The sequence below is a fragment of the Bacteroides luti genome, from assembly GCF_900128905.1.
GTDB lineage: Bacteria > Bacteroidota > Bacteroidia > Bacteroidales > Bacteroidaceae > Bacteroides > Bacteroides luti.
In genome coordinates this window covers 167,921-190,678 of record NZ_FQTV01000001.1, presented here as the reverse complement: position 1 = coordinate 190,678, position 22,758 = coordinate 167,921, and the positions used below count along the sequence as shown (strand labels likewise).

The window sequence follows — 22,758 nt, the reverse complement described above, 5'->3', positions numbered from 1 at the left end:
GCAATTTTTATTAAAAACAACTTTAAACCAATTTAGTTCATTCCTCAAATAAATGCTATTACTATTCGGACTCTTTTACTTAATAAACTATATTCAACTTCTCTTCAAACATGTGTCTTGACATAAAAATACCCCAAAAAGTAAAATTAAAACTTTTTGGGGCACTTTATTTTTTACAAGCTCAGCCTATCGATCCATCTTGTCTTATTTTATAATTTATAGCCCTTTAAAGCATAAAAAAGTATATAAATAAAACTAATTAGAGGAACAACAAATCCAATAGCCATATTTGCTTCACCAATATACCCCATTAAAATAGGACTAAATGCACCACCAGCAACACCCATAACTATAAAAGAGGATGCTTTTTTTGTTAAAGTACCCATTCCTCTTAATCCTAGTGCAAATATTGTAGGAAACATGATTGACATAAAAAAGAAAGAGCAATAAAGTGATATAAGTGACAACTGTCCTAATGACATCATTACTAAAGTCATACATACAGTATTTACCAAAGCATATAAAGCTAACAACTTATTTGGCGCCGCCCATTTCATAATAAAACTGCCCGATAAACGTCCAATCATTAAGGATGCCATTCCTCCAAGCGATAACATTTGCGATGCTGTTTGCTTAGTTAGGTTTGAATCAAGTTCCATCACATAATTAATGAAGAAAGCAAAAATACCAGTTTGAGCAGCACAGTATAAAAATTGTGCTATAACTGCTAAAACAAAATGACGATGACTCCATATAGAACGGGATTCAACTGAAGTTGTCTCTGTTTCTTTCTTTACTTCTTCTTCACTTTTCTCTTGAATATTTGGTAGCTTAACGATCAAAAATAATATAGCAACCACTACCACAATAGATCCAACTAATATATAAGGTAAAGTAGGAGCAAACTTATCTTTTTCATCAGCTCCAAAAATTAATGCACCTCCAACAAGTGGTCCTAATACCCAACCTAAACCATTAAAAGATTGAGATAGATTAAGTCTTTGAGCACTCGACTCCTGTGGGCCAAGCACTGTAGAGTAGGGGTTAGCTGCAGTTTCCAAAAAACAAAGTCCACAAGCTATTACAAAAAGAGCTATCAAAAATGGAACAGCAGAATCAACAAATGCTGCAGGAATAAATGCAAAGGCACCTAAAGCAAATAGAAATAAACCAAGAATGATTCCCCATTTATAACCAAACTTTTTCATAAATAAACCGGCAGGAAGTGCCATAACAAAATAAGCAATATAAGTTGAGAACTGAACCAGTCCTGATTCAGCTTTTGTCATATTAAAAGTTCCTTGAAAATGCTTATTTAGTACGTCTAATAACCCATGAGCAAATCCCCATAATAAAAACAAACTAGTGACAAGAATAAAAGGTATTAAATATGATTTCCCGTTTGGTGCGCTAAAAATAGAATCTTTTGTCTTCATTTCATTTTGTATTTTTCAATTTAGTTTAAAACAGGCCCAAAAATCGTGACTATTTCTTTATAAAACAAGAAAAAAAACAATATTATCTACGAAACATTCAATGTTATTCTCACTTTTTTATAGATAATAGATGAAGTATGTTATATAACATGCAAAAAATAAGTGTACTGTTTACACTAATTATTATTTTTGTCTCATGAACTAATATTAATGATGAACCGATATTTTGAAGCGTTAAAATCAGTATGTCTTTATCGATAACTACAAGTTTATTTTTTAACTCGTCGTTTATGTATTATTAATATTAAGAAAATTATTTGAAGAATTTAAATAAAACAAATTTTATATAATATAATATTTACTTTAAACACGTAATAACATTATGGCATTTTTAGATTGGACTATTATTGCCTTATTTATCGTGGCCCTTATTGGTATTTGTATTTGGGTTATGAAAAATAAAACAGGCAACACAAGTGACTTTTTTCTTTCAGGACGTAGTGAAACTTGGCTAACGGTTGGTGCCGCGATATTTGCAGCAAACATCGGATCTGAGCACTTAGTTGGTTTAGCAGGTGCAGGTGCACAAAACGGCATGGCAATGGCACACTGGGAAATGCAAGGTTGGATGATTCTTATCTTAGGATGGGTATTTGTTCCATTTTATGCTCACAGTAAAGTATTTACAATGCCGGAATTCTTATCAAGACGTTTTAATCAAAACACAAGTTCAACCTTGTCTATTATTACTCTTATCAGTTATGTGCTGACTAAAGTATCTGTAACAGCTTTCACTGGAGGTATTTTCCTTGAAACTATTATGGGTATCGACTTCTGGTACGGCGCTATTGGGTTAGTACTTCTTACTGGTATTTTCAGTGTTCTTGGAGGTATGAAAGGTATTATGATGATATCTGTTATTCAAACACCTATCTTGATTATTGGTGCTTTCTCTATTTTGTTCTTAGGAATGTATAAACTAGGTGATGGTGGAATTATTGACGGATGGAACGCCATCTGGACTTTCATGGGAGAAAAAAGACACTTAATTCACTCAGATCCAGCAGATCCTTTCTATAGCCAATTCCCTGGTGTTGGAGTTATCGTTGGTGCAGCTATCATTGGATTCTGGTACTGGTGTACTGACCAACATATTGTACAACGTGTTCTTGCTGCAAAAGACTTGAAAAATGCACGTAGAGGTACAATATTTGCAGGATACTTAAAAGTGCTTCCTGTTTTCATGTTCCTTATTCCAGGTATGATTGCAGCAGCTTTAAAAGCTAAAGGTGTAGATGGATTTAATTTTGATTCTAATGATAAAGCATTTGGTAGCATGGTAGTTAACTTATTACCAATTGGTGCTAAAGGACTTGTTACTGTAGGATTCATCGCAGCGCTAGTAACATCATTAGCTGCACACTTTAATTCATCAGCAACGCTATTTACTATTGACTTCTACAAGATTAAACATCCTAATGCAAGTGAAAAACGTCTTGTTTGGGTAGGTCGTATTGCAACTATTACTGTAGTACTTTTAGGATTAGTTTGGATTCCAATCATGAGAGGTTTAGGAAATGTTCTTTATGAATATCTTCAGAATGTACAATCGCTTATTGCTCCTGCAATTGCAGCTGTATTTACCTTGGGTGTATTCACTAAGAGAGTAACTCCTAAGGCCGGAGAATGGGGATTACTTATTGGTTTCTTAATCGGTTTATCTCGTCTAACTCTTATGGTATTCTCTAGCAGCATACCAGCAGACAGTATCTTCGGACAGATCCTTGCAATTAACTGGTTACACTTTAGTATTTTCTTGTTCTTATTCACTATGGTTCTTATGTACGTAATTAGCTACTTTACACCTAGTGCTACTGAAGAACAACTTAAAGGAATTACTTTCTTAACTCAGAGTCCTGAACAGATTGCTGAAACACGTTCAAGCTGGAGTACTGCAGATGTTCTGACTTCACTCGGCGTAGTTGCAATTTGTGTATTGTTCTACATTTACTTCTGGTAATTTACTAGTTCTAAACCATATAGGTTTAGATGAAAAAATATAAATAATAGCAGATCGTTACAAGTTTTCTTGTAACGATTTGTTTTTTTATAGAATTCTGTTTGATGATTACATAAAAAATGGATAGGAGTATCCTTAACAAATAGTTATGAGACCTTTTATTTGATTACTCGTATTGGGCAAAACTGATTATTCATGCTTAAAAGATTTATTGAGCTACCATCAAACAAATATTTTTCAAAAAACATCTTCCACCTGCTACTAAAAATCATGAAACCGTTTATCAAAAGGCTTTTGGGGCAGTAGTAGATAAAAAATATAGTCAATTAATCTGCTACTAATTATGCTTATCTGCTACTTGTATACGAAATAATTCGTTTATTTTCTGATAAAGAACTACAAATGCATCTACTGAATCGTTCAATGTAAAGTCAAAGCTTTCAGATCGTAGTTTAAAGGAGTTAGAGATATATTCTATTCTCTATTTATTGGCTCGATAAAATAGGTTTTAGAATTGATCAATTAAAACATCAGCACCTCAGAATTTCTGTATGATCCTATCTTATCCTTGCAATATGGTGGGTATAATAAATAAAAAAAAGGAAAGTCCTAAAACCTTCCTTCGTACACCCTCAGGGACTCGAACCCTGGACCCATTGATTAAGAGTCAATTGCTCTACCAGCTGAGCTAAGAGTGCAAATGCAAATTATAAGAAGAAAAAAGTACACCCTCAGGGACTCGAACCCTGGACCCATTGATTAAGAGTCAATTGCTCTACCAGCTGAGCTAAGAGTGCTTATTTTATTTCTTTTTTGCGGTTGCAAAGGTAGACGTTTTTTTTCATTTTCCCAAATAAATCGGGCTTTTTTCTCGCATAAAGTTTTACGTCTTACTCAAATTCATAGAAGTCAGATGGGCTACTTCGCTTTAAAGCAATGAGTTGCACATCTTTTCCAACAATAACTCCTTTGCTTTTTAATTTCCATTCAACCGTTTTATATGCTAATTCCGGATGATTATTATCTTTACTTAGGTGACAAAGCCAGATATATTTTAAGTTTTCATTGATATTCTCTGCAAGAAATTCGGCTGTATCAGTATTACTCATGTGACCATTAGGACCAGAAATACGTTCTTTCAGATATTTTGGATAAGGTCCCATACGAAGCATTTCCAAATCATAGTTAGCTTCCAATATCAGATAATTAGCCTTACAGATATAATGAGCTGCCGTTTCAGTAATATGACCAAGGTCCGTTAGAAACGAGAAAATCTTATCTCCAATTTCTATACAATAGCCTACATTATCAGTGCCATCATGAGGAACTTCGAATGCTGAAATCTTAAACTCATCTATTTTCATAGGCTCATCTTTGTTAATATAGTGCACAGAAGTAGAGAGCTTTTCTGTCATGCAATAGCTCTTATTTATACCTTCATGAATTTCTTTGGTAGAATAGACTGGTATATTATATTTTTCGCCTAAATGCCCAACGGCCTTAATGTGGTCGGCATGATCATGCGTAATGAAAACAGCACAAACATTACTCAATGAAACATTTATTTCCTTGAGTTCCTTTTTTATAGTGCGAATTCCAATACCTGCGTCAATTAAAATGCCGTGTTTATCTGTACCTAAATAATAGCAATTACCACTGCTACCACTGGCTAAACTTATAAATTTTATTTTCATTTTATATCAATCAAGACGTATATTTTACCAAAAATAGTAGTAAAATGTCTGCAAATGTACAAAAAAGGATGAAGAATTATTCTTTGTTTGCTCTCTTTTTGTCTATTTGACCGGTATATTTAATAAATAAGAAATTCAAAGAATAACTTAATGCCAATTACACAGAAATAAATACAAGATTATAAAACCATATCTTTTAAAAACAAAAAAGGCTGCAGATGTTTTATCTGCAGCCTCCTGAAAACCTCAAAACGAATCTATTCTATCCTTTTACCTACTGTATCCCAATCTATAATATTCCAAAGAGCAGCAATATGATCCGCACGTCTGTTCTGGAAATCCAAATAGTAAGAATGTTCCCATACATCAAACGTAAGAATTGGCTTTAATCCATGTCTTAGTGGATTACTACCATTTGCTTCTTTGGTAATGTGCAATTTACCATCTTTATCAACTGATAACCAAGCCCAACCTGAACCAAAAAGTCCTACAGCAGCTGCAGTAAATTCTTTCTTAAAGTTCTCAAAAGATCCCCATTCTTTATTTATTGCTTCTGCAAGTTTGCCGCATGGCTCACTTTTTTGAGGTTTTCCTGTAAATTGCAAGAAGTAATAAGTATGATTAAGAACCTGTCCGGCATTATTAAAGATAGGACCGTCTGGAGCTGTAGCAACAATTTCTTCTACACTTTTTCCTTCAAATTCAGTTCCGGGAACTAAATTATTAAGATTAGTAACATAAGTCTGAAGATGTTTACCATAGTGAAACTCAATTGTTTGTTTACTGATAACAGGCTCCAATCCATCATTTGCATATGGAAGCTTCGGCATTTCGTATGTCATAGTAGTAAGTATTAATGATAATAATAATGTTTTCATTCTCTTGGCATTTTACCAGTTACAAAAATAAAAAAATAAATTATATTTCCAACAAAAATTGCATATTTTTGACTATTATATAGTTAGAATTTATTATATGCCGTAATGTATGAAGCCTAAAAAATAAACTTCATGTTTAAATAACACATGCATATGCTATTTTGTTCTATATCATTCAAACTTTATTTATCTTTGCACGCTAAGTTTTGAACGAGAAATCAAGAAATGACAAATTATATAGATGAACTAAATGAGAGTCAGCGTGCTGCAGTGCTTTATAATGAAGGGCCATCCCTAGTCATAGCCGGTGCCGGATCTGGTAAAACACGTGTGCTGACGTATAAAATAGCCTATTTGCTTGAAAAGGGATATGAGCCTTGGTCTATTCTGGCCTTAACATTTACCAATAAGGCAGCAAGAGAAATGAAAGCGCGTATTGCCAAACAAGTAGGAGAACAAAGTGCCCGCTATCTTTGGATGGGGACTTTCCACTCTGTTTTTTCACGTATTCTTAGAGTAGAAGCAGAGTTTATAGGATTCACATCCAACTTTACCATTTATGATACCAGCGACTCGAAAAGTCTTATCCGATCAATCATCAAAGAGATGCAGCTGGACGAAAAGACTTATAAACCGGGCTCGGTACAAGGACAGATATCCAATGCTAAGAATCATTTGGTTTCACCTGATGCTTACGCAGTTAATCGTGAACTGACAGAACATGATAATGCTTGTAAGATGCCTGCTATCAGAGATATCTATCGCAGATACTGGGACAGATGCCGCCAGGCCGGAGCTATGGATTTTGATGATTTACTCTTCTATACATTTTTGTTGTTCAGAGACCATCCGGAGATATTGAATAAATATCAGAATCAATTTAAATATATTCTGGTCGACGAGTATCAGGATACTAACTTTGCCCAGCACAGCATTGTTTTGCAGCTATCAAAATTGCATCAAAAGGTTTGTGTGGTAGGAGATGATGCACAAAGTATCTATTCTTTTCGTGGAGCAAATATAGATAACATCCTGAAGTTCACAAAATTATATCAGAATACTCAAGTATTTAAGTTAGAGCAAAACTATCGTTCAACCCAAACCATTGTACGTGCGGCTAATAGTTTAATTGAGAAAAACCGCGAACAGATCCGAAAAGAAGTGTTTTCAGAGAAATCTCAGGGAGAACCCATCGGGGTTTACCAGGCATATTCAGATACAGAAGAAGGAGATATTGTTTCTAACAAAATTATGGAATTGCGAATGTCTAAGAGTTATAGTTATGACGATTTTGCCATTCTATACCGCACCAATGCACAATCAAGAATATTTGAAGAAGCTTTGCGTAAACGTAATCTTCCGTATAAAATTTATGGAGGATTATCCTTCTATCAACGAAAAGAGATAAAAGATGTGATTGCCTATTTCCGTTTAGTAACTAATCCTAATGACGAAGAAGCATTTAAGCGAATTATTAATTACCCGGCCCGAGGAATTGGAGACACGACCGTAGGTAAGATAATTGAAGCAGCAAATAATCATTCTGTCAGTCTGTGGGATGTAATATGCAATCCGTTACAGTTTGCGTTAAATATAAACAAGGGTACACATACTAAATTACAAGGATTCCGAGAACTAATTGAGAACTTTTCGCGTGCTGTTTCAGAAAAGAATGCCTATGAAATGGCAACATCCATTGTAAAAGAAGCAGGTATAGTGAATGAAATTTATCAGGATAGAACGCCGGAAAACCTTAGCAGACAAGAAAATATTGAAGAATTGGTCAACGGTATCCACGATTTCTGCGCTATGCGCGAGGAAGAAGGTAATGCAAACATCGCTCTTCCCGATTTTCTATCGGAAGTATCTTTGTTATCTGATCAGGATACAGATAAATCCGGCGACGAGGCAAAGATTACGCTTATGACGATTCACTCTGCAAAAGGGCTGGAATTCCGCAACGTATTTGTTGTTGGACTAGAAGAAAACCTCTTTCCAAGTAGCATGGCCGGAGATTCTCCAAGGGCCATGGAAGAGGAGAGAAGACTTTTCTACGTTGCCATAACCCGGGCAGAAGACCATTGCTTTCTATCTTTTGCCAAAAGTCGCTTTCGTTACGGCAAAATGGAATTTGCCAATCCAAGCCGCTTTTTGAGAGATATTGATCCGTCATTCCTGAAACTGCCAAACGACTCTGTTTCGAGCAGACATATAGATGAATCTCCGTCGAGATTCAGAAGGGAACAAAACGATAGGCCGACACGTTCATTGTTTAATACTGAGCGCGAAGCACCAAAAACTACATTTACCAAGGTTACCATTCCACGGAATCTTACTAAAATGGAGAATGCTCAACCAAAGCCGGCATCTAGCGAGCCAATAACCGATTTACAATCCGGGCAACATATTGAGCACGAACGTTTTGGTATAGGAGAAGTGCTAAAAGTAGAAGGAAGCGGAGAAAACTTAAAAGCTACAGTGAAATTCCGAAATGCCGGAGAAAAGCAATTGCTATTGAAATTTGCCCGATTCAAAGTAATTTCCTGAAGCTTTGAATGAATAAAAATAGATAATTATTAGAACCATATTATAGATGATAGACTTTAATAAAGTGCCATCACCATGTTATGTGATGGAAGAGGATTTGCTGAGAAAGAACCTTAGTACAATAAAAAGCGTTAGCGAAAGAGCAGGAGTGGAGATTATTCTAGCCTTTAAATCTTTTGCTATGTGGAAGTCTTTTCCAATATTCCGCGAATACATAAACTGCTCTACCGCAAGTTCACTTTACGAAGCCCGACTGGCATACGAAGAGATGGGGAGCAAAGCTCATACATATTCTCCTGCATATACAGAAGAGGATTTTCCTACTATAATGAAATGCAGCAGCCATATTACGTTCAACTCATTCAGTCAGTTTGAACGGTTTTATCCTATGGTTGAGAAAGACGGAGAAAATATTTCTTGCGGCATCCGTATCAATCCTGAATACTCGGAAGTAGAGACCGAATTATATAATCCATGCGCACCTGGCACCAGATTTGGTATTACTTCAGATTTACTCCCTGAAGCACTACCCGAGGGTATTGAAGGCTTTCACTGCCATACTCATTGCGAATCCGATTCCTTTGATTTAGAAAAAACATTAGTGCACATTGAAGCCCGCTTCAGCAAGTGGTTTCCACAGATTAAATGGATTAATTTTGGCGGTGGACACCTTATGACCCGTAAAGATTACGACACAGAGCACTTGATTAAGTTATTGAAAGACTTTAAGGCTCGCTATCCACATCTGCATGTAATTCTTGAACCGGGATCAGCTTTTACGTGGCAAACAGGTGTATTGGTCTCTTCTGTTGTAGATATCGTAGAAAACAAAGGCATTAAAACAGCTATTCTTAATGTAAGCTTCACCTGTCACATGCCCGATTGTCTTGAGATGCCTTATCAGCCGGCAGTTCGCGGAGCAATATCAGAAGCTGTTCCTGGCAAGTTTGTATATCGTTTGGGAGGTAATAGCTGCCTGAGCGGAGATTACATGGGCGACTGGAGCTTTGATCACGAATTAAAGATTGGGGAGAAAATTATCTTTGAAGATATGATTCATTACACTATGGTGAAAACAAATATGTTCAATGGAATTCAACATCCAGACATTGCTCTCTGGACTTCAAAAAACGAGTTAAATCTTTATAAGTCTTTCTGTTACGAAGATTATCGCGACAAGATGTGCTAAATACCCAAATACAAATGCATATTTTTCCGTTAAAAAAGTGAGCAAAATATTTGGAGTTTTAGAAAAAAGAGCTACTTTTGCAACCGCAATCGCGAAAGTAGCTCAGTTGGTAGAGCATAACCTTGCCAAGGTTAGGGTCGCGGGTTCGAGTCCCGTCTTTCGCTCTAAAATTTGAGTGCGTCGGCGGCTAATTGTCGTTAATAATGCCCAGGTGGCGGAATGGTAGACGCGCTAGTTTCAGGTACTAGTGTTAGCAATGACGTGCAAGTTCGAGTCTTGTTCTGGGCACTGCGAGACGCATCAGATTTTATTATGTTGGAGAGGTGGCGGAATTGGTAGACGCGCTACTTTGAGGGGGTAGTGACAATTATGTCGTGGGAGTTCGAGTCTCCTTCTCTTCACATAAAGCGGACATTAAAATATTTGCGAAAGTAGCTCAGTTGGTAGAGCATAACCTTGCCAAGGTTAGGGTCGCGGGTTCGAGTCCCGTCTTTCGCTCCAAAATACTAATCTAGACCTTTCCTTTATCAGGCTAAGGTCTTTATTGTTTTGAATAAAGTTATAATCGCGAAAGTAGCTCAGTTGGTAGAGCACAACCTTCCCAAGGTTGGGGTCGCGGGTTCGAGCCCCGTTTTTCGCTCATAGATTAACAAAGCCTGCAGGTCAATCCGCAGGCTTTTTCTCTTAATACACATTTTAAAAAGGAGGTTCTATGTTTATCTTACTATTGACTTACCAAAAACCGCTCGAAGAAGTGGATAACCACTTAGCTGCTCACAGAGTTTATCTCGACAAAAACTACGCAAATGGCACATTTATAGCTTCCGGCAGAAGAAATCCCAGAATAGGTGGCGTTATTTTATGCAAAGCTTCCCGAAAAGAAGAAGTAGAGGAATTAATTAAAGAAGATCCATTCTACGCTTACGAAGTAGCAAAATACGAGATTCTGGAATTCGAACCGACCAAATTTGCTGAAGGTTTCGAGAAATTTCTCTGATTTAAGCGGAAATGTGTTATTGGATACCCCAGGAGACTACAAGCTCATTCCAGTGAAAATTAAAACCAAGCGAGCTATTTGCAAAGAATAACCGGATGTTTTTAAAAAGCAGGCGGGACTTTATTGTATCCTTGTACAAAAGAATGTTTTCTTTTGTACAAAACAATGCAATCTTCTGTACAAAAGAATTAATTGTTTTGTACAGGAGAATATAAAAACATAACCGGAGTTTCAGCAACATCCCGCGGCTAATTATTTTTTCCTCACCGGAAGTGCCGCTTTCTCACAGCAATTTTATTAGACGAAAATTTAACTTCTTCATCTAAAATGATTACTTTTGCGTCTCAAAATAGAGAAAAATAAAATTTAAAAATATATTATAATGGCAAAGGAACTAAAAGGACTTACCAAACGCAGCGAGAATTATTCGCAATGGTACAATGAATTAGTAGTAAAAGCTGATTTGGCAGAAGCATCTGCAGTACGTGGATGTATGGTAATTAAGCCTTATGGATACGCTATCTGGGAAAAGATTCAACGTCAGTTGGATGACATGTTTAAGGAAACAGGACACGTTAATGCTTATTTCCCTTTGCTGATTCCTAAATCATTTTTAAGCCGCGAAGCAGAGCACGTTGAAGGTTTTGCTAAGGAATGTGCTGTGGTAACTCACTACCGTCTGAAAAATGCAGAAGATGGTTCGGGTGTAGTTGTTGACCCGGCAGCTAAACTTGAAGAGGAACTCATTATTCGTCCAACTTCAGAAACTATTATCTGGAACACATATAAAAATTGGATTCAGTCATACCGCGACCTTCCAATCTTGTGTAATCAATGGGCAAACGTTTTCCGTTGGGAAATGCGTACCCGTTTATTCCTTCGTACTGCAGAGTTCTTGTGGCAGGAAGGACACACAGCTCACGCTACACGCGAAGAAGCTGAAGAAGAAGCACTAAAGATGTTGAACGTATATGGTGATTTTGCAGAAAACTTTATGGCTGTTCCTGTTGTAAAGGGAGTTAAATCTGCCAACGAACGTTTTGCCGGTGCGCTTGATACATATACTATTGAAGCAATGATGCAGGATGGAAAGGCTCTTCAATCGGGTACTTCTCACTTCCTTGGTCAGAACTTTGCTAAAGCATTCGATGTTCAGTTCGTAAACAAGAACAACGAAATGGAATATGTATGGGCTACTTCATGGGGTGTTTCCACTCGTTTGATGGGTGCTCTTATTATGACTCACTCTGACGACAATGGTTTGGTACTTCCTCCTAAATTGGCTCCATTCCAAGTAGTTATCGTTCCAATTTATAAGAATGAAGAACAACTAAACGCCATCAATGAAAAAGTTGCAGGCATCACTGCTAAACTGAAAGCATTAGGAATTTCATTCAAATATGATAATTCAGACAACAAGCGTCCTGGATTCAAATTTGCTGATTACGAACTAAGAGGTGTTCCTGTTCGTTTGGTTATGGGTGGCCGCGACCTTGAAAACAATACAGTAGAGGTTATGCGTCGTGATACTCTGGAAAAGGAAACTGTAACATGCGATAACATTGAAACTTACGTGAAGAATCTGCTTGATGATATTCAGGCTAATATCTTTAAGAAAGCATACGATTATCGTGAAGCTCATACTATCACTGTTGATTCTTACGAAGAATTCAAGGAAAAGATCGAAGAAGGCGGATTTATTCTTGCTCACTGGGACGGAACTACTGAAACAGAAGAGAAGATTAAAGAAGAAACTAAGGCAACTATCCGCTGTATTCCATTAAACGGCGATAAAACTCCAGGAAAGTGTATGGTTACAGGTAAGCCATCTGCTTGCAGAGTTGTATTTGCACGTTCTTACTAATAAAAAAAATGAAGAAGGTCCGCTTTGCAGTTATCGGGATGGGGCACATCGGCAAACGACATGCCGAAATGATCCGCCGGAATGAACAAGCGGAATTAGTAGCAGTATGCGATATTATTTCTCCGAAAGAGCTGGGTATTTCAGCTCTTTCGGAGATTTTTTATAATTCTCTGAGCGAACTACTCGCAAATGAGAAGGATATTGATGTAGTAAACATCTGCGTTCCCAACGGACTTCATGCTGAGTTAGCCTTAAAAGCGCTTGATTCAGGTAAACATGTTGTTATTGAAAAGCCGATGGCGCTCTCAAGACTGGATGCAGAAAAGATATTAGCAAAGAGCAAGGAAAGGGGTTGTGATGTGTTTTGTGTAATGCAAAACCGCTACTCGCCACCGTCTGTGTGGTTGAAAGAAATTGTTGAGAGTGGGATATTAGGAAAACTCTATTCCGTTCAGCTAAACTGCCTCTGGAACCGTGACGAACGATATTATAAATCGGGAAACTGGCACGGATCCACTGAAATGGATGGTGGAACTTTATTTACTCAATTCTCTCATTTTGTGGATATTATGTATTGGTTATTCGGTGACATAACCAATATAAAAGGCTCATTCTACGACTTTAACCACCAATCGCTGACAGACTTTGAAGACAGCGGAAATGTTCTTTTTGATTTCGTAAAAGGAGGGTCGGGGAGCCTGAATTATTCCACAGCTGTATGGGATAAGAATCTGGAAAGCAGTATGACTATCATTGCCGAAAATGGTTCTATAAAAGTAGCCGGACAATATATGAATGAGGTTAAATACTGCCACATCAAAGATTATACGATGCCCACTCTAGCTCCATCTAATCCACCAAATGATTATGGTCCGTATAAAGGCTCGGCACAAAACCACCATTACGTAATACAAAACGTGATAGACAAGCTCAATGGTAATGCATCGATTACCACAAATGCCATGGATGGCTTAAAAGTAGTAGATATTATCGAAAGAATATATAAAGAAAGGGATGCCCGATAGAGCATCCCTTTTCATTTGGTTGTCCAAAAGAGGACTGTATTAATGGTTTTATTTCTTAAAATTGGAAGAAGTTCTTAGCGTTGTTATAGCTGATATCTTCAATCATCTGACCGATGAATTTCATTTCAGAAGCAGGAAGTTCGCCATTTTCTACATCACGACCTACAAGGTTACACAATGTACGACGGAAGTATTCGTGACGAGGGTATGACATAAAGCTACGAGAATCTGTCAACATACCAACGAAACGGCTTAATAAACCAAGAACAGAAAGAGCATTCATTTGTTTTTCCATACCATCTTTCTGATCAAGGAACCACCATCCTGAACCAAACTGAATCTTACCAGCAATCTTACCATCCTGGAAGTTTCCAAGCATAGTAGCAATTACTTCATTTGCACATGGATTCAAGTTGTAAAGGATTGTTTTAGTAAGCTTATCATTGTAATCAAGACGATTCAGGAACTTAGACATTGCTTTAGCAGTGTTGAATTCGCCGATAGAATCGAAACCTGTATCAGGACCTAGCTTCTCGAACATACGAGTGTTATTGTTACGGATAGCTCCGTAGTGGAATTGTTGAGTCCATCCTTTTTCGTGATCCATTTCAGCAAATACAACTAGCATTGCAGATTTGAATTTCAGGATTTCTTCTTTTGTAAGTTCAGCACCACCGTATACTTTATTGAAGATAGCTTTGATCTCAGCATCAGTATAATCTTCTGCATAGAACTCTTCAATACCGTGGTCAGACAGTTTACAGCCAAGGCTTGCGAAGAAGTCATGACGAACTTTCAATGCAGCAACTACATCATCGAAAGTATTGATAGTAACACCACTAACTTCAGCTAATTTTTCAATGTAAGCGCGGAAATCAGCAGGAACTTCTACTGCCATAGCTTTATCAGGACGCCATGTAGGCAACATCTTAGTTGCGAATCCACTATTTCTTGTCGCAATATGATACTCCAAAGAATCGATAGGATCGTCTGTAGTACAAACAGCTTCTACATTATAACGAGTCATCATTCCACGTGCCGAATATTCAGGCATAGCTAATTTCTCGTTACATTCGTCGAATATTTCGCGTGCAGTATCTTTATTAAGAATCTTATTGATGCCAAACGCAGTCTTAAGTTCCAGATGAGTCCAGTGGTAAAGAGGATTTCTCATTGTATAAGGAACTGTTTCAGCCCATTTTTCAAACTTTTCCCAGTCAGAAGTATCAGTACCGGTACAAAAACGTTCGTCTACGCCATTTGTACGCATTGCACGCCATTTGTAGTGGTCTCCACCTAACCATATTTCAGTTAATGAACGAAACTTGTGGTCGTCAGCAACCATTTTAGGAACTAAATGACAGTGATAGTCAATAATAGGCATTTTAGCCGCATGTTCGTGATACAATTCTTGTGCAGTTTTAGTTTGCAACAAGAAATTTTCATCCATAAAATTCTTCATTTTAATATAACGTTTTAAGTATTTAAAATTGTTACTACTATATTAAAGATAGATATAACGCTAATTATTAGCCTTATATCGTTATTTTCTATTTTAGATTTATTAACCGTTATCGCACACGAAAGTAGAAATTTAATTTGGAATAACAAAATTATTCGTATATTTGCGCATATTATTTATGATATTTAAACTGTTATCGAACACGAATGAGATTTTGTAACCAAACAACAACAAAATTCGAAAATAGTGGGTACAGTTTCCTTGATAATTAGTCATTGAAATCATAGTATTAAGAACTTTATAAAATAAAAGAAATGAAACCATTAAACAGACAAAATGTTCAGGCAAACAAATATCCTGAACGTATTATTCAGTTTGGAGAAGGAAACTTTTTACGTGCATTTGTAGACTGGATCGTTTATAACATGAATCAGAAAGCTGATTTCAATAGCAGCGTTGTTGTTGTTCAACCTATTGAAAAAGGTATGATCGATATGCTAAATGAACAAGATTGCCTTTATCACCTTAATCTTCAGGGATTAGACAAAGGTAAAGAGGTGAACAGCATTGAAATGATCGACGTAATTAGCCGCGCTTTGAATCCATATACTCAGAATGACGAATTCATGAAGCTTGCTGAAAACCCTGAAATGCGTTTCGTTATTTCTAACACAACTGAAGCTGGTATCGCATTCGATCCTTCATGCAAATTAACTGATGCTCCTGCATCTTCTTATCCAGGAAAATTAACTCAGTTATTATATCACCGTTTCAAAACATTCAACGGAGCTGCAGACAAAGGTTTGATTATCTTCCCATGCGAATTGATCTTCTTGAATGGTAAAGAATTAAAGAAATGTATTGAACAATATATTGAACTTTGGAACCTTGGTGAAGAATTCAAGACTTGGTTCGAAACTGCTTGCGGTGTTTACTGTACATTGGTAGACCGTATTGTTCCTGGATATCCTCGTGCTACTATCAACGAAATTCTTGATAGAATTCAGATTGAAGACAAAATGGTTGTTCAAGCTGAAATCTTCCACTTGTGGGTTATCGAAGCTCCTCAATCTATCGCTAAAGAATTCCCTGCTGACAAAGCTGGTTTGAACGTATTATTCGTTCCTTCTGAAGCTCCTTACCACGAAAGAAAAGTTACTTTATTGAATGGCCCTCACACAGTACTTTCTCCAGTAGGTTATCTTTCTGGTTTGAATACAGTAAGAGAATGCTGCGAAGATGCAGTTATCGGTAAATTCGTTAAGAAAGTAATGTTCGAAGAATTACTTGAAACTCTTAACTTACCAAAAGCAGAACTTGAGAAATTTGGTAACGACGTAATGGAACGTTTCTGTAACCCATTCGTTAAGCACTTTGTTACTTCAATCATGCTTAATTCATTCCCTAAATTCAAAACTCGCGACCTTCCTGGTTTGAAAACTTACTTAGAACGTAAAGGTGAACTTCCTGCAGGTATCGTTCTTGGTTTAGCAGCTATCATCACTTACTACAAAGGCGGTAAACGTGGCGAAGACACTATCGTTCCTAATGATGACCAAGCTATTATCGATCTTCTTGCTAATCTTTGGGCAACAGGTTGCACTAAGACAGTTGCAGAAGGTGTTTTAGCTTCTGAAATGATCTGGGGTGAAGATTTGAACAAAGTTTCAGGATTAACTGAAAAAGTAATCGCTTACTTGAATTCTATTCAGGAAAAAGGTATGCTTGAAACAGTTAAAGCTATTATCTAAAACGGTTAATAATAAATAAGTAGGAGCGACTTACACTGTTTTTTTAAGCAGTTGTAAGTCGCTTTTCTATTTTTAGTTCTTATCCAATAAGATGTCTAAAGAAATAATCAGTGTGTAAGATTGAATATTTCTTTTAAAGCACTAATTTATATTCTCCTTATTATATTTATAATTATCAATAAATAAAATATCTGAACGTATTAATATTATTCTTTAGCTAATAAATCATCTACAATTCTACAATTCATTACTATATAACATTGTAAATCAATGCCATACATTAAGAATAAGAAAATAACAAAAACAGTCCCGAAAAATGTAAATCTTTCAGGAAGTTTTTGAGGGGGTAACAGAGGATATAGCTCTGAAATCCTTTGGTAGTGGGAGTGCTAAATTTTAAACCAAGACATATAAAAGATCTTTTCTACAAAGTTTGTCACACACCGTAAAATTAGTAAACATTATTCGTCACATTTGTTGGAAACAAACAATCTCAATTGCTTATCCAATCAAGATTCTACATATTTTCGATAAACTATTTATTGACTCTGATAAAAAGCCTGCATAACGCCATAAATAAAGATTCAATATAATATCTTCCACCAAAAAAGTGACGAAGCGCCTTAATACACATCATTCAGTGCAAGATGTTTGCTCAACTTTATCAAGAAAATGTACTTTATGCTACACAAGTCCGAATTAAGCTGGATAATTCGGTAGACACCTAATTAAGAAAATAGACTTTATGTCTTTTAAGGTGAAAATAACTTTCCTGCAATTCTGCATCTCTATCAAAATAAGCTCGTTATTTTCGTCAACAACCACACTTAACTGATTAATTAGCTTAAAAAAGAGAATAAGAATTTATAAAAAAACAAGAAAGATGGTTGTATAATCGCAATTTTAGCATATCTTTGTAGCCAGATTTTCTCACACTTAATGAAAATAAAGGAAATAGTAAGCGCCCTTGAAAGGTTCGCGCCTCTGCCATTGCAAGACGGTTTTGATAATGCCGGCTTACAAATCGGGCTGACAGAAGCGGAAGCAACAGGGGCTTTGTTGTGTCTTGACGTTACTGAATCTGTTATAGATGAAGCTATTGCGTTGGGATACAATCTTGTTATATCACATCATCCGCTCATATTTAAGGGATATAAATCTATCACAGGCAAAGATTATGTAGAGCGTTGTATCCTGAAAGCTATTAAAAATGATATAGTAGTTTATTCTGCGCATACCAACCTGGATAACGCTTCCGGAGGAGTTAATTTTAAAATAGCAGAAAAAATAGGTCTGAAGAATGTGAAAATCCTTTCTTGTAAAGAGGAATCTTTACTTAAATTGGTAACTTTTGTACCAGCTGAGCAAGCAGAAAAAGTGCGCCGTGCTCTGTTTGATGCTGGTTGTGGCAACATAGGCAACTATGATTCATGCAGTTACAATTTAGAGGGAGAGGGGACATTCCGAGCTCAGGAGGGTACACATCCATTTTGCGGTAAAGTAGGAGAATTACATAAAGAAAAAGAGATTCGTATAGAAACGATTCTTCCTTCTTTTAAAAAAAATGCGGTAATAAGAGCATTAATTGCTTCTCATCCTTATGAGGAACCAGCTTTTGATCTTTATTCGTTAAAAAACTCATGGTCTCAAACGGGATCTGGAGTGATAGGAGAATTAGAATTTCCGGAAACGGAACTGGATTTCCTGAAACGCATAAAAAAAACATTTGAAGTTGGATGTCTTAAGCATAACAAGCTTACAGGCAGACTTATCAGCAAAATAGCATTATGTGGAGGGGCAGGGGCTTTCCTTCTCTCAAATGCCATAAACCAGAAAGCTGATGCATTTATTACAGGAGAAATTCGTTATCACGATTATTTTGGTCACGAAAACGATATTCTAATGGCCGAAATTGGTCATTATGAAAGTGAACAGTATACAAAAGAGATTTTTTATTCCTTATTAAAGGATATATTTCCAAATATTGAGATTCAAATTAGTAAAATAAATACCAATCCCATAAAATATTTATAAAAATATGGCTAAAGAAGCAAAAAATGAACCGAAGGAATTAACGGTAGAACAGAAACTAAAGGCATTGTATCAGTTACAGACAATGCTTTCAGAAATTGATAAGATCAAAACTCTAAGAGGTGAACTTCCTCTTGAAGTACAAGATCTTGAAGATGAAGTTGCCGGTCTGAATACTCGTATTGAAAAGATTAAACTTGAAATTAGCGAACTTAAATCTTCTATTGCTGCAAAGAAAATTGAGATCGAAGCAGCTAAGGCTTCTGTAGAAAAATACAAAGCTCAGCAAGAAAACGTACGCAATAACCGTGAGTTTGACTTCTTATCTAAAGAAATAGAGTTCCAGACTTTGGAAATCGAACTTTGCGAAAAGAGAATAAAAGAATTCACTGCCGACGAAAAAGCAAAAAGCGAAGAAGTAGCAAACAGCATTGAAGTTTTGGAAGAAAGAGAAAAAGATTTATCAGTTAAGAAAAATGAGTTGGATGAGATTATCTCTGAAACAAAACAAGAAGAAGAAAAGCTGAGAGAGAAAGCTAAAGTTCTTGAAACTACTATCGAACCTCGTTTACTTCAGGCGTTTAAACGTATTCGTAAGAACTCACGCAACGGTTTAGGTATTGTATATGTACAGCGTGATGCTTGTGGTGGTTGTTTTAACAAGATTCCACCTCAGAGACAAATGGATATCCGTATGCGCAAGAAAATCATTGTTTGCGAGTACTGTGGTAGAGTAATGATCGACCCAGAATTAGCAGGAGTTGAATTATAACATTCCTCAAAATAGAAAAAGAGTAGTTTCTAAATTGAAAATCTTTTAGTTTGAAACCTCTTTTTTAAAAGAATTCCCCTTATCTTAGCCAAATTAATTGAGTAGCTAATAATAAGGGGAATTCTTATATTCCCTCTATAAATAAATGACTTATTTATAGAGGGCACGCTTATAAATCAATATTTTACATAAGTTTGAAGTTGAAATAGAGAATAAGAAGGATTATCTAATTTATAGACAAGCAACATTTGTTTAAAGAAGATTATAATCTGGTATATCCTCTAAAAATGTGTATGTATGATTTGCATAATCCATTTTGCAGCAGTAATGATTAATCCCGTTACTAACAATTAAATAATCTACTTTCAGCACAAAATTATAATTTGTTATCTGATTAAATACTGCCTGCGTAATTTCTATTTGCGGAGCTTTATATTCAATAATCATACGTGCCATAAGATCACGTTTGTAAAGCACGGTATCACAGCGTTTTTTTGTTCCGTTTAGATTTAGTAAGACCTCATTAGCCATTAATGATACAGGATAGCCTTTTTGATCAATAAGAAAGTGAACAAAGTGCTGACGTACCCATTCTTCGGGGGTAAGCGCAACATATCGTCGCCTAATTACATCAAAAATTACTTTTTTTCCATCTCGTATGGCTATTTTAGTCTCATACTTTGGTAGGTTTAACAATAACATTTATTAAATTTGTAAATTAAAAAATATATTCTTAAGTCAGAAACACAAAATTAGCAGATAAATATGAAAACGAAGCAAGAAATTGTTGCAAATTGGCTTCCCCGTTACACAAAACGTTCATTGGAAGACTTTGGAGAATACATTCTATTGACAAATTTCAATAAATATGTAGAGATATTTGCAGAACAATGTAACGTTCCAGTTCTTGGAAGAGATGCAAATATGACTTCTGCAACCGCAGATGGAATTACGATTATTAACTTTGGAATGGGAAGTCCAAACGCTGCAATTATTATGGATTTACTCGGTGCCATACATCCTAAAGCATGTCTTTTCCTGGGTAAATGTGGCGGTATAGGTAAGAAAAATCAGTTAGGCGACCTAATACTTCCTATAGCTGCAATTAGAGGAGAAGGAACTTCTAATGATTATTTCCCTCCAGAAGTTCCAGCTTTACCGGCATTTATGCTGCAGCGTGCTGTTTCTTCAGCAATCCGCGATTATGCCCGAGATTATTGGACAGGAACTGTATATACAACCAATAGAAGAATTTGGGAGCATGATGAAGAATTCAAAGAATATCTTCTTAAGACTCGCGCTATGGCTGTTGATATGGAAACTGCAACCCTTTTTACTACAGGATTTGCCAATCATATTCCAACAGGCGCACTACTGCTGGTTTCCGATCAACCAATGACTCCCGAAGGAATTAAAACTGATAAAAGCGATACTATGGTAACCCAGAACTTCGTTCACGAACATGTAGAAATTGGGATCGCATCGCTTAAAATGATTATAGATGAGAAAAAGACTGTTAAGCATCTAAAATTCGATAAATAAGGTAATTAAAGCATATAAATGGCAAAAAAGGAATATACATACGAAGATATTATTAGCGATATTAAGGCTAAGCAATACAAACCCATATATTATTTAATGGGAGAAGAGCCTTATTATATTGATCTGATATCCGACTATCTTACTCAAAATGTTCTTACTGATACAGAGAAAGAGTTTAATTTAACCGTAGTGTATGGTGCTGATACTGATATAGCTACTATAATAAATGCAGCAAAAAGATATCCAATGATGTCTGAATATCAGGTTGTTGTAGTTAAAGAGGCACAAAGTGTAAGAAACATTGAAGAACTTTCATACTACCTTCAAAAACCATTAAGCTCTACAATCCTTGTTATTTGTCATAAACATGGTGTGCTTGACAGGCGAAAAAAGCTTGCAGCTGAAATAGAAAAAGTAGGTTTCCTCTTTGAATCTAAAAAGCTAAAGGATACTATGCTTCCAGGCTTTATAACCTCGTATTTAAAACGCAAAGGGCTAGATATAGAGCAAAAGTCTTCCGAGATGATTGCTGATTTTGTCGGATCTGATTTGAGCCGTCTTACTGGTGAACTTGAGAAGTTAATAATCACCTTACCATTAGGACAGAAGCGTATTACACCTGAGCTAATTGAAAAAAATATAGGGATAAGTAAAGACTATAATAACTTCGAATTAAAGAATGCATTGATAGAAAAGGATATTTTTAAAGCTAATCAGATAATAAAATATTTTGCAGAAAATCCGAAAACAAATCCTATACAAGCTACTCTATCTCTTCTTTTCAATTTCTACTCTAATTTAATGTTAGCCTATTATGCTCCTGAAAAATCGGAACAAGGAATAGCTCAGCAATTAGGATTAAAAACTCCATGGCAAGCAAAGGATTATATTAAAGCTATGCACAAATATAATGGTGTTAAGGTTATGCAGATTATAGGAGAGATAAGAAATTATGACGCAAAATCAAAAGGAGTGGGTAATACTAATATGAATGACGGAGAGCTACTTCGAGAATTAGTGTATAAAATTCTGCATTAATCTACAACTTGTTTTTCTAATTCCCATATAGCCTTCAATATTTTGAAGGCTTTTTTTATGCCTAAAAATTAATATTGAGTAAAACTACAAAATAATTTTTCTTTTAGGCAGCAAAACAAAGTTCAACTCCCACAAAATGATAATAATTCAACTTAAAATCTAGAATCAGCAAAATTATGAACTGAAATAATAGGATTAAATCACTGTTTTACAATAATTTATATAAAAATTAATCATCTGAGAATCTTTTATTTCAATCATAATGACCATAAGATCAGAAATTCATTAAACATTCCTCATTTAATAGGTACAATTGTTTATTTACTACAATCTAAGTATTGAGGAAATTTATACCTATACATATTCAATTTACAAGAGTGAAATATTATAAGAAATTGTATGTTTTACACAAATGTTTCTAGTTTACAAAACTATATATTTAGGGATATATATTACAAATAGTACTTACTAAACATTTGTAAAGCAATATTTTACGGATATAAATTATTAGC

General features: G+C 35.8%; 16 protein-coding genes and 7 tRNA genes. 16 read left to right on the top strand and 7 right to left on the bottom strand.

The features are described from left to right. Positions 1-209: 209 nt before the first annotated feature. Complete coding sequence (locus BUC21_RS00840; protein ID WP_073398624.1) at positions 210-1,436, bottom strand: sugar MFS transporter; 1,227 nt, start codon at positions 1,434-1,436, stop codon at positions 210-212. 382 nt (positions 1,437-1,818) lie between these two features. Here BUC21_RS00840 and BUC21_RS00835 point away from each other — a divergent pair, with 382 nt between their 5' ends. Further along, positions 1,819-3,456: a sodium:solute symporter gene (locus BUC21_RS00835; RefSeq protein WP_073398623.1), complete on the top strand. Its 1,638-nt coding sequence runs from the start codon at positions 1,819-1,821 to the stop codon at positions 3,454-3,456. Positions 3,457-4,081: 625 nt separating this feature from the next. Here BUC21_RS00835 and BUC21_RS00830 read toward each other — a convergent pair. The 4 genes from BUC21_RS00830 to BUC21_RS00815 all read right to left on the bottom strand — a co-directional run bounded on the left by BUC21_RS00830 (position 4,082) and on the right by BUC21_RS00815 (position 6,028). After that, positions 4,082-4,154 (bottom strand) — tRNA-Lys (locus BUC21_RS00830). 26 nt (positions 4,155-4,180) lie between these two features. Continuing rightward, a tRNA-Lys gene (locus BUC21_RS00825) sits at positions 4,181-4,253 on the bottom strand. 93 nt (positions 4,254-4,346) lie between these two features. Then, on the bottom strand, positions 4,347-5,150 hold the full coding sequence (locus BUC21_RS00820; RefSeq protein ID WP_073398622.1) for an MBL fold metallo-hydrolase: 804 nt from the start codon (positions 5,148-5,150) through the stop codon (positions 4,347-4,349). Between the two features lie 257 nt (positions 5,151-5,407). Next, complete coding sequence (locus BUC21_RS00815) at positions 5,408-6,028, bottom strand: superoxide dismutase (RefSeq protein ID WP_073398621.1); 621 nt, start codon at positions 6,026-6,028, stop codon at positions 5,408-5,410. Positions 6,029-6,253: 225 nt separating this feature from the next. Between BUC21_RS00815 and BUC21_RS00810 the strand changes: the two genes are divergently transcribed. From BUC21_RS00810 to BUC21_RS00765, 10 genes are all read left to right on the top strand, one after another. Next, positions 6,254-8,575 (top strand): ATP-dependent helicase, encoded by a 2,322-nt coding sequence (locus tag BUC21_RS00810; RefSeq protein ID WP_073398620.1) that lies wholly within the window; start codon positions 6,254-6,256, stop codon positions 8,573-8,575. A 46-nt stretch (positions 8,576-8,621) separates the two neighbouring features. Continuing rightward, the gene (gene nspC / locus BUC21_RS00805; protein WP_073398619.1) at positions 8,622-9,764 is read left to right on the top strand and encodes a carboxynorspermidine decarboxylase; all 1,143 of its coding nucleotides are present in this window, start codon (positions 8,622-8,624) and stop codon (positions 9,762-9,764) included. Positions 9,765-9,855: 91 nt separating this feature from the next. Beyond that, positions 9,856-9,928, top strand: a tRNA-Gly gene (locus BUC21_RS00800). Between the two features lie 41 nt (positions 9,929-9,969). After that, positions 9,970-10,052 (top strand) — tRNA-Leu (locus tag BUC21_RS00795). Positions 10,053-10,081: 29 nt separating this feature from the next. Further along, a tRNA-Leu gene (locus BUC21_RS00790) sits at positions 10,082-10,165 on the top strand. A 24-nt stretch (positions 10,166-10,189) separates the two neighbouring features. Beyond that, positions 10,190-10,265: transfer RNA gene (locus BUC21_RS00785), tRNA-Gly, on the top strand. Positions 10,266-10,331: 66 nt separating this feature from the next. Further along, positions 10,332-10,404 (top strand) — tRNA-Gly (locus BUC21_RS00780). 72 nt (positions 10,405-10,476) lie between these two features. Further along, a complete protein-coding gene (locus BUC21_RS00775; RefSeq protein WP_073398618.1) occupies positions 10,477-10,761 on the top strand; it encodes a YciI family protein in 285 nt (94 codons plus the stop codon). Between the two features lie 382 nt (positions 10,762-11,143). Further along, a complete protein-coding gene (gene proS / locus BUC21_RS00770) occupies positions 11,144-12,625 on the top strand; it encodes a proline--tRNA ligase (RefSeq protein WP_073398617.1) in 1,482 nt (493 codons plus the stop codon). Between the two features lie 8 nt (positions 12,626-12,633). Continuing rightward, positions 12,634-13,650: a Gfo/Idh/MocA family protein gene (locus BUC21_RS00765; RefSeq protein ID WP_073398616.1), complete on the top strand. Its 1,017-nt coding sequence runs from the start codon at positions 12,634-12,636 to the stop codon at positions 13,648-13,650. Positions 13,651-13,705: 55 nt separating this feature from the next. Here the strand turns inward: BUC21_RS00765 and uxaC are convergent, their stop codons facing one another. Beyond that, a complete protein-coding gene (uxaC, locus tag BUC21_RS00760) occupies positions 13,706-15,112 on the bottom strand; it encodes a glucuronate isomerase (protein WP_073398615.1) in 1,407 nt (468 codons plus the stop codon). A 314-nt stretch (positions 15,113-15,426) separates the two neighbouring features. Between uxaC and BUC21_RS00755 the strand changes: the two genes are divergently transcribed. The 3 genes from BUC21_RS00755 (at position 15,427) to BUC21_RS00745 (ending at position 19,666) form a co-directional block, all read left to right on the top strand. Beyond that, on the top strand, positions 15,427-16,863 hold the full coding sequence (locus tag BUC21_RS00755) for a tagaturonate reductase (RefSeq protein ID WP_073398614.1): 1,437 nt from the start codon (positions 15,427-15,429) through the stop codon (positions 16,861-16,863). A gap of 939 nt (positions 16,864-17,802) precedes the next feature. After that, on the top strand, positions 17,803-18,897 hold the full coding sequence (locus BUC21_RS00750) for a Nif3-like dinuclear metal center hexameric protein (protein WP_073398613.1): 1,095 nt from the start codon (positions 17,803-17,805) through the stop codon (positions 18,895-18,897). Positions 18,898-18,901: 4 nt separating this feature from the next. Then, a complete protein-coding gene (locus BUC21_RS00745) occupies positions 18,902-19,666 on the top strand; it encodes a zinc ribbon domain-containing protein (RefSeq protein WP_073398612.1) in 765 nt (254 codons plus the stop codon). Between the two features lie 252 nt (positions 19,667-19,918). Here BUC21_RS00745 and BUC21_RS00740 read toward each other — a convergent pair whose 3' ends face one another. Then, positions 19,919-20,368, bottom strand: coding sequence for a type I restriction enzyme HsdR N-terminal domain-containing protein (locus tag BUC21_RS00740; RefSeq protein WP_073398611.1), 450 nt, complete (start codon positions 20,366-20,368; stop codon positions 19,919-19,921). Between the two features lie 63 nt (positions 20,369-20,431). Here BUC21_RS00740 and BUC21_RS00735 point away from each other — a divergent pair, with 63 nt between their 5' ends. Together BUC21_RS00735 and holA are read left to right on the top strand one after the other, a co-directional pair. Next, the gene (locus BUC21_RS00735) at positions 20,432-21,208 is read left to right on the top strand and encodes an AMP nucleosidase (RefSeq protein ID WP_073398610.1); all 777 of its coding nucleotides are present in this window, start codon (positions 20,432-20,434) and stop codon (positions 21,206-21,208) included. An 18-nt stretch (positions 21,209-21,226) separates the two neighbouring features. Then, complete coding sequence (holA, locus tag BUC21_RS00730; protein WP_073398609.1) at positions 21,227-22,246, top strand: DNA polymerase III subunit delta; 1,020 nt, start codon at positions 21,227-21,229, stop codon at positions 22,244-22,246. The last annotated feature ends 512 nt before the right edge of the window (positions 22,247-22,758 follow it).